At 39.9% G+C, this 12,994-nt stretch carries 11 protein-coding genes; 7 read left to right on the top strand and 4 right to left on the bottom strand.

Annotated elements, in window-relative coordinates; translation table 11 throughout:
• Positions 1–66 precede the first annotated feature (66 nt).
• On the bottom strand, positions 67–297 hold the full coding sequence (locus N8L90_RS06310) for a hypothetical protein (protein WP_023945010.1): 231 nt from the start codon (positions 295–297) through the stop codon (positions 67–69).
• A 277-nt stretch (positions 298–574) separates the two neighbouring features.
• On the opposite strand from N8L90_RS06310, the gene N8L90_RS06305 reads away from it, so the two are divergent.
• The gene (locus tag N8L90_RS06305) at positions 575–1,273 is read left to right on the top strand and encodes a hypothetical protein (protein WP_261024673.1); all 699 of its coding nucleotides are present in this window, start codon (positions 575–577) and stop codon (positions 1,271–1,273) included.
• Positions 1,274–1,342: 69 nt separating this feature from the next.
• On the opposite strand, the gene N8L90_RS06300 is transcribed toward N8L90_RS06305, so the two are convergent.
• The 3 genes from N8L90_RS06300 to hslO are packed head-to-tail and all read right to left on the bottom strand — an operon-like array spanning position 1,343 to position 3,735.
• The gene (locus tag N8L90_RS06300) at positions 1,343–1,894 is read right to left on the bottom strand and encodes a cysteine hydrolase family protein (RefSeq protein ID WP_261024672.1); all 552 of its coding nucleotides are present in this window, start codon (positions 1,892–1,894) and stop codon (positions 1,343–1,345) included.
• A 1-nt stretch (position 1,895) separates the two neighbouring features.
• Positions 1,896–2,876: a tRNA dihydrouridine synthase DusB gene (gene dusB, locus N8L90_RS06295; RefSeq protein WP_000183308.1), complete on the bottom strand. Its 981-nt coding sequence runs from the start codon at positions 2,874–2,876 to the stop codon at positions 1,896–1,898.
• Positions 2,863–3,735: an Hsp33 family molecular chaperone HslO gene (gene hslO, locus N8L90_RS06290; RefSeq protein ID WP_049521393.1), complete on the bottom strand. Its 873-nt coding sequence runs from the start codon at positions 3,733–3,735 to the stop codon at positions 2,863–2,865. Before hslO ends, dusB begins: the two co-directional genes overlap by 14 nt.
• Positions 3,736–3,899: 164 nt before the next feature.
• On the opposite strand from hslO, the gene N8L90_RS06285 reads away from it, so the two are divergent.
• The 6 genes from N8L90_RS06285 (at position 3,900) to N8L90_RS06260 (ending at position 12,950) form a co-directional block, all read left to right on the top strand.
• The gene (locus tag N8L90_RS06285; RefSeq protein ID WP_219967450.1) at positions 3,900–5,327 is read left to right on the top strand and encodes an AcpB/EbpR/MafR family transcriptional regulator; all 1,428 of its coding nucleotides are present in this window, start codon (positions 3,900–3,902) and stop codon (positions 5,325–5,327) included.
• A gap of 159 nt (positions 5,328–5,486) precedes the next feature.
• On the top strand, positions 5,487–6,995 hold the full coding sequence (gene glpK, locus N8L90_RS06280; RefSeq protein WP_153210231.1) for a glycerol kinase GlpK: 1,509 nt from the start codon (positions 5,487–5,489) through the stop codon (positions 6,993–6,995).
• A gap of 41 nt (positions 6,996–7,036) precedes the next feature.
• Positions 7,037–8,863 carry a type 1 glycerol-3-phosphate oxidase gene (gene glpO, locus N8L90_RS06275; protein WP_076742463.1) on the top strand — a complete coding sequence of 609 codons (1,827 nt, stop codon included), beginning with the start codon at positions 7,037–7,039 and terminating at the stop codon, positions 8,861–8,863.
• 69 nt (positions 8,864–8,932) lie between these two features.
• Positions 8,933–9,637 carry an MIP/aquaporin family protein gene (locus N8L90_RS06270; RefSeq protein ID WP_000980823.1) on the top strand — a complete coding sequence of 235 codons (705 nt, stop codon included), beginning with the start codon at positions 8,933–8,935 and terminating at the stop codon, positions 9,635–9,637.
• Between the two features lie 514 nt (positions 9,638–10,151).
• The gene (locus N8L90_RS06265; RefSeq protein WP_261024668.1) at positions 10,152–11,015 is read left to right on the top strand and encodes a helix-turn-helix domain-containing protein; all 864 of its coding nucleotides are present in this window, start codon (positions 10,152–10,154) and stop codon (positions 11,013–11,015) included.
• 357 nt (positions 11,016–11,372) lie between these two features.
• On the top strand, positions 11,373–12,950 hold the full coding sequence (locus N8L90_RS06260) for an ATP-binding cassette domain-containing protein (protein ID WP_261024667.1): 1,578 nt from the start codon (positions 11,373–11,375) through the stop codon (positions 12,948–12,950).
• The last annotated feature ends 44 nt before the right edge of the window (positions 12,951–12,994 follow it).

Here is a 12,994-nt window from a genome sequence, read left to right as displayed (position 1 = left end):
AGGTCGGGACAAAGTTCCCGACCTCTTTATGTACCATAATGAGATGATTTTGTGTTGCGAGTGTTTTTAGGGATGGCTATCTTTCTTAGAATTGCTCAACATGTGAGTAAAGAAGGCTTTGTATCGATACTTGAGATAGTTCTCATGTAAAAATAACAAGGCGATACAGACAATCAAAAAGATTGTAGTCATATAGAAGACATCAAATGAAGTTTTGCCATAGTGAGTTGCGGATTTATAAGAGCCAATCGCTACTAAAAATAACCAAGGAAGATACTTATAATACTTATTTAGCATAAGAATGCACCTCCTATATTCTATTTCAATGTTATTATATTCCTTTGTACTTAAAGTTTTAAGCGATTACACAAAACAAATTCAAATTTTTAACAGGAAAATCTCCTGTTTTTCTGTTTTATTACGAATAGAAGAGTAGGAGGAGTAGAGGTGTTTAAATTATGTGAGATTTTTAAAATAGTTTAAATAAATCGTTGACATATTTAAATCTCAATGTTACAATTATATTACAAAAAGATTTCTTTATATTTCTAAAATATTACAAAGGAGCAGGAAAATGAAAAAGAAAACCTATATCAAATTGATGGCAGCAACTGTATTGGCTTCTACCTTGCTATTAGGAGCTTGTGGAAATAAAAAAGAAACAACTCAAGCAAGCAGTTCTGCTAAGACAAACCAATCATCAAGTTCTAAAGCAGCTTCTGCTAGCAAAGAAAGCAAGACTCAGAAGTCCTCAAGTTCAGTTTCATCTGAAAAGGCCAAGGCGTCTACTGACCAGTCTGCAGCAACTACAACATCATCACCAGCAACACCTGCACCAGAGCAAAGACAAGGTCAAGAGGTGTCTAATCAACAGGCGGCTAGTCAACAAACTCCTGCTCAGACTCCTTCAACTCAACAGGCTCCTCAAACCCAGTCTAACCAATCAAGCTATGATCCTACAACTGACCGCAAACTTCAAGACAAACAAGCAGAGCAAAATAAACGCTACAAGGGTGTTTTAACCATGGTAGATGGTGATTTCTCAGCTGCAGCGGGAAATTGGAAGGGAGCAAATGGCGAAACTATCACAGTTTCATCAGGTGGTCAATTTACAGTAGAATCTACTGATGGAAAGAAAGAAAATTACTCTATCAGAGGCTACTCTTATACTCTTGATGGTGGCAAGTATAATGCCAAAATCGGTGGAGGGAGAGTCATCCAAATTACAACAGGAGCAGATGGTAAGGTTTCCAGTGTTGCTTTGAATCAATAACAACCCTCAGTATTTGAATATTTACAATCAATGAAAATCCGTCAGCTCAATAAGAGTTGACGGATTATTTTATACTTGTACTTGGGTTAAAAATTCTTCTGTAGTAAGAATTTGAGCGAATTCATCTTGTAGAGAAAGAAGATTAATCTCATGGACAGTCTCAGGAGAGATGGCCTGACCGTTTTTGTTAGATAGGGTAAAACTGGCAGTGGCATCTGCTAGTAAAGTGACTTCAAAACCAAGATTTGCTGCCATTCGTGTCGTAGTAGATACACAATGAGGCAGGGTCAAACCAACAAGGACTAAATGACAAATCTGATTTTTTCGTAAATATGTTTCAAGATTTGTTCCAATAAAGGCGCTATTAACCGTTTTTTGAAAGATAGGTTCGGAAGCAACTGGTTCAAATCCACTTTTAAACTCCTGATTTTGTTTGTTATGAAATTGCGACTGGGGATTGTCAGATATGTGTTGAACATGTAAGACTGGGAGATCGTGTTTACGAAAGTATGCCAGTACCTTCAGTGCTTGATATTCAGCTTGAGGGTTATTTCGTTCTCCCCAGATAGGGCTATTAAATGCTTTTTGCATATCGATAACCAGTAGAGCAGTATGAACCATTTTAAGCCTTATCCAACTGCAAGAGAGCCTCAATCTCTGCCAGAGTGCTAGCTTGTGAAATAGCTCCACGGAGCTTGGCTGCGCCAGATGTTCCACGGAGGTAGTGAGGAGCGAGTCCACGGAATTCACGAACTGCTACGTTTTCTCCTTTGAGGTTAATCAAGCGTTTCAAATGTTCGTAGGCGATTTTCATCTTGTCTTCAAAGGTCAAATCAGGTAGGATTTCTCCTGTTTCAAAGTAATGGTTGATTTGGTTAAAGAGGTAGGGATTTCCCATGGCTGCGCGGCCAATCATAACTGCGTCAGCACCAACTTCTTCGATGCGTTGTTTGGCTTCTTGGACCGTACGAATGTCACCGTTTGCGATGAATGGAATCTTGGTCAAAGCTTGAGCGACCTTGTGAAGGGTCTCAAGGTCTGCATGACCTGTATACATTTGTTCGCGGGTACGGCCATGCATAGCGAGGGCAGAAACACCTGCAGCTTCAGCAGCGAGGGCATTTTCTACTGCCAGAGATGGGTCAGCCCAGCCGGTACGCATCTTAACAGTAAGTGGGATATCAAGGACAGACTGGACCTTGTTGATGATAGAGTAAATCTTGTCTGGATCCTTGAGCCACATAGCGCCAGCTTCGTTCTTCACGATTTTGTTAACTGGGCAGCCCATGTTGATATCCACGATATCGGTTTTGGTGTTTTCTTGGATGAATTCTGCTGCGCGTGCTAGGCTGTCTTCATCGCTACCAAAAAGTTGGATAGAGACAGGGTTTTCGCCTTCATCGATATGAAGCATGTGCAGGGTTTTTTCGTTGTTGTATTGGATTCCCTTGTCAGAGACCATTTCCATGACAACGAGTCCAGCTCCGAGCTCTTTTGCGATAGTACGAAAGGCTGAGTTGGTCACGCCAGCCATAGGTGCTAAAACGGTACGATTGGGAATCTCAACATTGCCAATCATAAAAGGTGTATTAAGATTTGTCACGAATGAGTTCCTCCAGGTCGTTTTCATCAAAGTTGTAAGTAGTTTGGCAGAATTGACAAGTGATTTCTGCCCCGTGGTCTTCCTCTTTCATTTCCTGCAAGTCTGAGCTTGGAAGGCTAGCAAGAGCGTTCATAAAGCGCTCATGGCTACAGTCACATTGGAAACGGATTTCTTCTTCAGAAAGAAGCTTGTAGGCCTCGTCACCGTAGATAGCCTTGAGGAGGGCTTCGATATGGTCTTCACTTTCCAGAAGGGTTGAGATAGCTGGCATTTCTTGGATGCGTTTTTCAAAACGGGCAATCTCTTCTTCCTTGGCTCCCGGCAAGACTTGAACTAGGAAACCACCTGCAACCTTGACCTTGTCTTCTTCGTCCAAAAGGACATTGAGGCCGACTGCAGAAGGGGTTTGTTGGCTTTCAGTCAGGTAAAAGGCAAGGTCTTCACCGATTTCCCCAGAAATGAGGGGAGTCATAGAGTTGTAAGGATTTCCAGTACCGTAGTCTGTGATAACGAGAAATTGACCATTGCCGACAAAAGGTCCAACTAAAACTTCACCAGTTGCAGTCTTTTTGATGTCAACACCAGGATTTTGAACGTAACCTTTGACATTCCCCTTGGTATCAGCGACGGTGATGATAGCACCTAGGGAGCTAGATCCCAGCACCTTAACTGTTAGTTTAGTATTTCCTTTTTCATTGGCTGCGAGAATCTGGCTAGCGATAAGAGTTCGACCAAGCGCTACAGTTGAGCTAGCTTGGGTTTGGTGTTTTTCTTGAGCAGTGCGGACGGTTTCTGTGCTGTCAAGGACAAAAGCACGAAAGGCTCCGCTTTCTGATATAGTTTTAATAATTTTATCCATATCTACTATTTTAGCATAAAAATGCCCAAAGGGGGAGGCGTGTGTTTGCTGATTTTCAGGATAATGGACTAGGAAATTAGCAGGAAAATAAAAAGAGAAACAGATTATTTCAGCATTTCTAAGATTTATGCTATGCTTAAGGTAGAAAATGAAAGGGGTAACAAATGTATTTAGGAGATTTGATGGAAAAGGCTGAATCCGGCCAATTTTCAATTCTTTCCTTTCTATTACAAGAGTCTCAGACGACCGTCAAGGCTGTAATGGAGGAAACAGGATTTTCAAAAGCAACCCTAACCAAATATGTCACCCTTCTCAATGACAAGGCTTTGGATAGTGGCTTAGAGCTGACTATTCACTTAGAAGATGAAAATCTGCGTCTATCGATCGGTGCAACTACCAAGGGAAGAGATATTCGGAGCTTGTTTTTGGAGAATGCTGTTAAATACCAGATTTTGGTCTATCTTCTCTACCACCAACAGTTTTTAGCCCATCAGCTAGCTCAAGAATTGATGATTAGCGAGGCTACGCTTGGCCGTCACTTGGCTAGTTTAAATCAGATTTTGTCAGAATTTGACTTATCCATCCAAAATGGACGTTGGCGAGGTCCAGAGCATCAGATTCGCTATTTCTATTTCTGTCTTTTCCGCAAGGTCTGGTCCAGTCAGGAATGGGAAAGCCATATGCAGAAACCAGAGAGAAAACAGGAGATTGCCAGTTTAGAGGAAATCTGCGGTGCAAGCTTGTCTTCAGGGCAGAAATTGGACTTGGTTCTCTGGTCTCATATCAGTCAACAACGTCTTCGGGTCAATGCCTGTCAGTTTCAAGTGATAGAAGAAAAAATGCGAGGGTATTTTGACAATATTTTCTACCTTCGTCTGCATCGAAAGGCTCCGTCCTTTTTCGCTGGACTACACCTTCCTCTAGGAACTGAGGATGGGGAGATGATGATTTTCTTCTCTTTCCTCCTATCCCATCGCATTCTTCCTCTTCATACTATGGAGTATATCCTTGGTTTTGGAGGGCAGTTGGCAGATTTACTGACACAATTGATTCAAGAGATGAAGAAGGAGGAGTTGCTGGGGGATTATACAGAGGATCACGTTACCTATGAACTCAGTCAGCTTTGTGCTCAAGTCTATCTCTATAAGGGCTATATCTTACAGGACCGCTACAAGTACCAGTTAGAGAATCGTCATCCTTATTTGTTGATGGAACATGATTTTAGGGGAACGGCAGAGGAGATTTTTCATGCTCTATCTGCCTTTCAGCAGGGGACGGATTTGGATAAGAAAATTCTCTGGGAATGGCTCCAGTTGATAGAGTATATGGCTGAAAATGGTGGTCAACATATGCGGATTGGTCTGGATTTGACATCTGGTTTTCTTGTCTTTTCAAGGATGGCAGCTATTTTGAAACGGTATTTGGAATACAATCGTTTTATTACCATTGAAGCCTATGATTGTACTCGGCATTATGATTTGCTGGTTACCAATAACCCTATTCATAAGAAGGAACAAACACCAGTCTATTATTTAAAAAATGACTTGGATTTGGAAGATTTGGCAGGGATTCGTCAGTTATTATTCACTTAAAAGGCTTGGTTGTTCCAGGTCTTTTTTGTGAAATTCACACAATCTCCTCACGTTTTTTTAAAAATTAAAAAAAGTTGATGAACAAGAAAGCGCTTTATTTTGTATACTAGTTAGTGTAAAGAGGAAACATCCTCAAGATCTTTATCAGGAGGACAGCACATGTCACAAGAAAAATACATCATGGCCATTGACCAGGGGACTACAAGCTCTCGTGCCATTATTTTCAACAAAAAAGGAGAAAAGGTCAGCTCGAGTCAAAAAGAGTTTACCCAGATTTTCCCTCAGGCAGGTTGGGTAGAGCACAATGCCAATGAAATTTGGAATTCCGTCCAGTCAGTTATTGCGGGAGCTTTCATCGAAAGTGGTGTCAAGCCAAATCAAATCGAAGCAATCGGGATTACCAACCAACGTGAAACAACTGTTGTCTGGGATAAGAAAACAGGGCTCCCTATCTACAACGCTATCGTTTGGCAATCACGCCAGACAGCACCTCTGGCTGAACAACTAAAAAGCCAAGGTTATGTGGAAAAATTCCATGAAAAGACTGGTTTGATCATCGATGCTTACTTCTCTGCGACCAAGGTTCGTTGGATTTTGGATCATGTAGAAGGCGCTCAAGAGCGAGCAGAAAAAGGGGAATTGCTCTTTGGTACGATTGATACTTGGTTGGTTTGGAAATTAACTGACGGTGCGGCTCACGTGACCGACTACTCAAACGCAGCCCGTACCATGCTTTATAACATTAAAGAACTCAAATGGGATGATGAGATTTTGGAAATCCTCAACATTCCGAAGGCTATGCTGCCAGAAGTTCGTTCTAACTCTGAAATCTACGGTAAGACAGCCCCATTCCATTTCTACGGTGGACAAGTGCCAATCTCAGGTATGGCTGGGGACCAACAGGCAGCCCTCTTTGGACAGTTGGCCTTTGAACCTGGTATGGTTAAAAATACTTATGGAACAGGTTCTTTCATCATCATGAATACTGGGGAAGAGATGCAGTTGTCTGAGAACAATCTTTTGACAACCATTGGTTACGGAATTAACGGCAAGGTTTACTATGCCTTGGAAGGTTCTATCTTCATCGCAGGAAGTGCCATTCAGTGGCTTCGTGACGGTCTTCGCATGGTAGAAAATTCACCAGAGTCTGAAAAATACGCTCGTGATTCTCATAACAACGATGAAGTTTATGTCGTTCCAGCCTTTACAGGTCTAGGTGCTCCATACTGGAACCAAAACGCTCGCGGTTCTGTCTTTGGCTTAACTCGTGGAACAACTAAAGAAGACTTTATCAAGGCGACTTTGCAATCTATTGCTTATCAAGTGCGTGACATCATCGACACCATGCAAGTGGATGCGCAGACAGCTATCCAAGTCTTGAAAGTAGACGGTGGTGCAGCTATGAACAATTTCCTCATGCAGTTCCAAGCTGACATTTTGGGAATCGATATCGCACGCGCCAAAAACTTGGAAACAACAGCTTTGGGGGCAGCCTTCTTAGCAGGTTTGTCAGTAGGTTACTGGAAAGACTTGGATGAGTTGAAACTCTTGAACGAGACAGGAGAACTCTTTGAGCCATCTATGAACGAATCGCGCAAGGAACAACTCTATAAGGGCTGGAAGAAGGCTGTAAAAGCAACTCAAGTCTTTGCGGAAATAGACGACTAATACTGGAAGAATAAAGCGACTTAGTTAGAAAGTGTGTAAATATGGAATTTTCAAAGAAAACACGTGAATTATCAATTCAAAAAATGCAAGAACGTACCCTGGACCTCTTGATTATCGGTGGAGGAATCACAGGGGCTGGTGTAGCTTTACAGGCAGCAGCTAGTGGTCTAGATACTGGTTTGATTGAAATGCAGGACTTCGCAGAAGGAACATCCAGCCGTTCAACAAAATTGGTTCACGGAGGTCTTCGTTACCTCAAACAATTCGACGTAGAAGTGGTGTCAGATACGGTTTCAGAACGTGCAGTAGTTCAACAAATCGCACCACACATTCCAAAACCGGACCCAATGCTCTTGCCAGTTTACGATGAAGATGGAGCGACCTTTAGCCTCTTCCGTCTCAAAGTAGCCATGGATTTGTACGACCTTTTGGCAGGAGTTAACAACACACCAGCTGCAAACAAGGTTTTGAGCAAGGAAGAAGTCTTGGAACGTCAGCCAAACTTGAAGAAAGAAGGTTTGGTAGGAGGTGGGGTTTACCTTGACTTCCGTAACAACGATGCGCGTCTCGTGATTGAAAATATCAAACGTGCCAACCAAGACGGTGCCCTCATTGCTAACCACGTGAAGGCAGAAGGCTTCCTCTTTGACGAAAGCGGCAAGATTACAGGTGTTGTAGCTCGTGATTTGTTGACAGACCAAGTCTTTGAAATCAAAGCTCGTCTGGTTATCAACACGACAGGTCCTTGGAGTGATAAGGTACGCAATTTGTCTAATAAGGGAACCCAATTCTCACAAATGCGTCCAACTAAGGGAGTTCACTTGGTAGTGGATTCAAGTAAAATTAAGGTTTCACAGCCAGTTTACTTTGACACAGGTTTGGGTGACGGCCGTATGGTCTTTGTTCTTCCACGTGAAAACAAGACTTACTTTGGTACAACCGATACAGACTACACAGGTGATTTGGAACATCCAAAAGTGACTCAGGAAGATGTAGATTACCTACTTGGTATTGTCAACAACCGCTTCCCAGAAGCCAACATCACCATTGATGATATCGAAAGTAGCTGGGCAGGTCTTCGTCCATTGATCGCAGGCAATAGCGCTTCTGACTATAATGGAGGAAATAACGGAACCATCAGTGATGAAAGCTTTAACAACTTGATTGCGACTGTTGAATCTTATCTCTCTAAAGAAAAAACGCGTGAAGATGTTGAGTCTGCTGTCAGCAAGCTTGAAAGCAGTACCTCTGAGAAACATTTGGACCCATCTGCAGTTTCTCGTGGTTCGAGCTTGGATCGTGATGATAATGGTCTCTTGACCCTTGCTGGTGGTAAAATCACAGACTACCGTAAGATGGCTGAAGGAGCTATGGAGCGCGTGGTTGACATCCTCAAAGCAGAATTTGACCGTAGCTTTAAACTGATCAACTCTAAGACTTACCCTGTTTCAGGTGGGGAATTGAACCCAGCAAATGTGGACTCAGAAATCGAAGCCTTTGCGCAACTTGGAGTGTCACGTGGCTTGGATAGCAAGGAAGCTCATTACCTAGCAAATCTTTACGGTTCAAATGCACCGAAGGTCTTTGCCCTTGCTCACAGCTTGGAACAAGCACCAGGACTCAGCTTGGCAGATACCTTGTCCCTTCACTATGCAATGCGCAATGAGTTGGCACTTAGCCCAGTTGACTTCCTTCTTCGTCGTACCAACCATATGCTCTTTATGCGTGATAGTTTGGATAGTATCGTTGAGCCAGTTTTGAATGAAATGGGACGATTCTATGATTGGTCAGAAGAAGAAAAAGCAGGCTACCGTGCGGATGTCGAAGCGGCTCTCGCTAACAACGATTTAGCAGAATTAAAAAATTAAGAAAGAATAAAAGAGGTGGAGGGCAGCATTCCTTGCCGCCCGCCCCTTCTTTTTAATGGAGACAGAAAGATGATGAATGAATTATTTGGAGAATTTTTGGGGACTTTAATCCTGATTCTTCTAGGAAATGGTGTTGTTGCAGGTGTGGTTCTTCCAAAAACCAAGAGCAACAGTTCAGGTTGGATTGTGATTACTATGGGGTGGGGAATTGCAGTTGCGGTTGCAGTCTTTGTATCTGGCAAGCTCAGTCCAGCTCATTTAAACCCAGCTGTGACCATTGGTGTGGCCTTGAAAGGTGGTTTGCCTTGGGCATCAGTATTCCCTTATATCCTAGCTCAGTTCGCAGGGGCTATGCTCGGTCAGATTTTGGTTTGGTTGCAATTCAAACCGCATTATGAGGCAGAAGAAAATGCAGGTAATATCCTGGCAACTTTCAGTACCGGGCCAGCCATCAAGGATACAGTTTCTAACTTGATCAGTGAAATCCTTGGAACCTTTGTTTTGGTGTTGACAATCTTTGCTTTGGGTCTTTACGATTTTCAGGCAGGTATCGGAACCTTTGCAGTGGGGACTTTGATTGTCGGTATCGGTCTATCACTAGGTGGGACAACAGGTTATGCCTTGAACCCTGCGCGTGACCTTGGACCTCGTATCATGCACAGTATCCTTCCAATTTCAAACAAGGGAGACGGAGACTGGTCTTATGCTTGGATTCCTGTTGTGGGACCTGTTATCGGTGCAGCCTTGGCCGTTCTTGTATTCTCACTTTTCTAGTTTATACTCAATGAAAATCAAAGAGCAAACTAGGAAACTAGCCGCAGGTTGCTCAAAACAATGTTTTGAGGTTGCAGATAAGACTGACGAAGTCAATCACATATATACGGCAAGGCGACGTTGACGCGGTTTGAATTTGATTTTCGAAGAGTATTAGAAAACAATTATGTTGATAGAGCTTAGGCAAAAACCCAATTTCAGCAAAAAATAAAGTAAATCTTCTCACAATAAAACGCATAGTATCAAGTTTTTCAATACCTGATATTATGCGCTTTTCTTATCGTTAAGATTTTTTCTCCAGTCACTTTTTTCGATTGAAGATGTAAGTATTTTAGTAACTAATTTCTTAGTACTAGCCAACAACGATAATCATAATTCCTCCAAAAAGTAGGAATAATAAAGGCAAAAGTTTTTGCTTTTTCATGTGAAATACCTCACTTTTATTTTCTGCTATTTTATGCTAAAATATTAAAAATCAAAAACTGTTCCCATATATGCTTGTTGGAGAGATATTATGAAAAAATTTGGAGAAATCTTTAAAAAGTTTCGAGAATCTAGAGGTTTTCGCTTGAAAGATGTCGAAAAAGCTGGTATATCAACATCACAGCTCTCACGTTTTGAAAAGGGAGAGACTGATTTAACCATTTCAAAATTTATGGCTATTTTGGATGAAATTAACATGCCCATTGATGAATTTATGTATGCTGTTCATGATTTTCATCGTGATGAACTGAATGAACTCTTATCAAAGGTTAGGCATTTTGTATCAAATCATGATGTTGATGGGTTGAAAAAACTACTTTATTCTCAGATGGAGTCAGATTCTAAACAAGAGAAATTTCATAAGCTTAACATTATTTTATTAAAAATTCGTTTACAAGATTTATCGGGAGAAGTTTATTATTCTGGTGATGATTTATCTTATCTCACTGACTATCTCTTTAGTGTTGAATATTGGGGATACTATGAATTATTGATTTTTTCAAATACTTTAGATGTCCTAAAACACGATGTCTTTATGGTTTTGGCTAGAGAGATGTCTAGACGTTCTGATTTTTATAAAGAAATTCCTAATAATAGACGACTGATTTCATCTATGCTATTGAACGGATATATCACATGTATTGAAAGAGGAAAATTTCTTGATGCTTTGTATTTTGAAAAACGACTAAACCAATGCTTTTTCACTGAAACTGAAATTTATGAGCGATTGGTATTTCAGTATGCCCAATATCTATATCGCTATAAAAAAGAGATGGATTGTAAAGCAATTATTGAAATGAGGAAGTGTATTGGAGCAATGAAATTAGCGGGAAGTAACCATTTGGCAAAGAATTATGAAAGGCACTTAGAAAAAATTTTAGCAAGTAAAAAGTAATACGCAGATATGGGAAAGGAAGTATCTCGAAATAATATTTTGGTAGAATTGTCTTTAGAAATTTCAATTACGGTTGTTTTATCAGTTCATTGTATTTGAGCGATAGGATTTTTCGAAGTTGTCACCATAATTATGAATTTTGAGGTATTTAATATGCAAGTTCTATCTCCATATATTTTAAGAAAGAAAAGTGAAACAGGAGAATTATTTTTCAATAGTAAAAATAATCATTCTTAATAAACAGCATCATATATAGGTTAATTAAATTATTGTATAGTCTCAGTTGGAGTTACTTTGTTTATAACTTTTAGACTGAGGCTTTTATATCTATTCGCTTTCTTTTAGATAGGCTTATTTATGAAATTTCTAAAATACATTAAAACTAATATTTTTATCTATTTTTTAATAGGAGTGCTTTTGAATAGTGGGATGGCTCTAATAAAGCCATTGTTATTGGATAAGCTATTGAATATTCGTGAAGAGCAACTTACAATTGGTACAATTTCATACTTTGTTTTATATGGCCTGTGTTTACACCTGTTTTTTTATAGCACGATGTTGCTAGCAAATTTTGTCAGTAATAATCTGCAGCGTCATATGCAAATTCGGTTAAAAGATCAGCTTATTAAGAAACTATTTTTGAAAGAAAATGTTGTATATGATGAAAAAGTTTCAATTGTTACACAAGATATGGAACTGCTCTATAATCGCTTCTTTTTACCCCTGGATATGATAGTTGGAAGAGTTTTTATACTTTGTACAACGATTGTTTTTATTTTGGTGCAAAATTTTTGGCTTGGTATTGTTTTTATTGTGTTCTCTTTTCTTCGACCATTACCTCAATGGGTAATGAATAATCGTTTAATGAAAAGTGGTGCAAATTTTTCGGAAATGCAAAAAGCTTTTCATCTATCTGTAGGAGATTTTTTTAAGGGAGCAGATACGATCTATTTTTATGGCGCTAGTAAAGAAAACTTTGCTAAGATGAGAAAAAACAACGAGTGTTACGAAAATGCTCGTTGGAAAAATGAATGGACTAGCAATGTCGTTTATTTTTTCAATGGTCCTTTAGAATTCCTTAGTCAGGTACTACCTCTTGCACTTGGTCTTTTATTACAAAAGAGTGGTATAGAGTTAACAACAGCTAGTTTGGTCTCTATGTATATAGCTACAATGAATCTTAGCGGACCTATTCAAAGAATTATGTATAGCATATCTGATATACAGCGATCGCAAACAGTGAAAGAAAAAATATTTTCATTATTGGAAGAATCTTGTTTAGAAACATCATATCCGACAGTCGAATCTTTAGCTGAGCTAGTTTTGGAGGGCGTTTCAAAACAGGTTGGAGAGCAAGTGCTCTTTTATGATTTGTCACTTAGATTAACTAAGCCAAGTAAAGTTTTAATAAAGGGAGCTAGTGGTACCGGAAAGTCAACTCTCCTACAGTTGGTAGCAGGAAAGATAAGTCCGAATAGTGGTAGAATTATCGTACGTGATAAATCAGGTCGAGAATTTACTCATTATCAAGGGAATGTCGCTTATATCTCTCAGAATCCATTTTTCAGACATGGGACAATTCGAGAAAATTTAACATTAGGACAGGAGATTTCAGATAAAGAATTACTCTGTTGCCTAGAACAAGTTGGCTTAACGAATGAAATCACCAATATTTTAGATTATCAACTGATAAATAATGGAGAAAACATTTCAGGTGGACAACGTTTACGACTTGAATTAGTTCGTTGTCTGCTTCGAAAAAAAGACATTGTGTTGGCGGATGAGGTCACATCATCCTTAGACAAGAACAATGCATATCAAGTGCGCCAATTACTTTTGCAGTTGCCTATCATTTTGATTGAAGTTGCTCATCATATTGATTCAGAAACGGTTTATAATCAAGTAATTGATTTGGGAAAATATAGAATAAAATAAGTAGACTTGTTCGGCATTTTATTAGCTATAATATATATGCTATA

Source organism: Streptococcus mitis, assembly GCF_946190115.1.
GTDB lineage: Bacteria > Bacillota > Bacilli > Lactobacillales > Streptococcaceae > Streptococcus > Streptococcus mitis_CO.
This window is presented reverse-complemented; position numbering and strand designations above follow the sequence as displayed.

Bases quoted from the DNA above. Each gene is read 5' to 3' on its own strand.
- N8L90_RS06310 (WP_023945010.1), bottom strand. From the start codon at position 297: ATGCTAAATAAGTATTATAAGTATCTTCCTTGGTTATTTTTAGTAGCG.
- N8L90_RS06305 (WP_261024673.1), top strand. From the start codon at position 575: ATGAAAAAGAAAACCTATATCAAATTGATGGCAGCAACTGTATTGGCT.
- N8L90_RS06300 (WP_261024672.1), bottom strand. From the start codon at position 1,894: ATGGTTCATACTGCTCTACTGGTTATCGATATGCAAAAAGCATTTAAT.
- hslO (WP_049521393.1), bottom strand. From the start codon at position 3,735: ATGGATAAAATTATTAAAACTATATCAGAAAGCGGAGCCTTTCGTGCT.
- N8L90_RS06285 (WP_219967450.1), top strand. From the start codon at position 3,900: ATGTATTTAGGAGATTTGATGGAAAAGGCTGAATCCGGCCAATTTTCA.
- glpK (WP_153210231.1), top strand. From the start codon at position 5,487: ATGTCACAAGAAAAATACATCATGGCCATTGACCAGGGGACTACAAGC.
- glpO (WP_076742463.1), top strand. From the start codon at position 7,037: ATGGAATTTTCAAAGAAAACACGTGAATTATCAATTCAAAAAATGCAA.
- N8L90_RS06270 (WP_000980823.1), top strand. From the start codon at position 8,933: ATGATGAATGAATTATTTGGAGAATTTTTGGGGACTTTAATCCTGATT.
- N8L90_RS06265 (WP_261024668.1), top strand. From the start codon at position 10,152: ATGAAAAAATTTGGAGAAATCTTTAAAAAGTTTCGAGAATCTAGAGGT.
- N8L90_RS06260 (WP_261024667.1), top strand. From the start codon at position 11,373: ATGAAATTTCTAAAATACATTAAAACTAATATTTTTATCTATTTTTTA.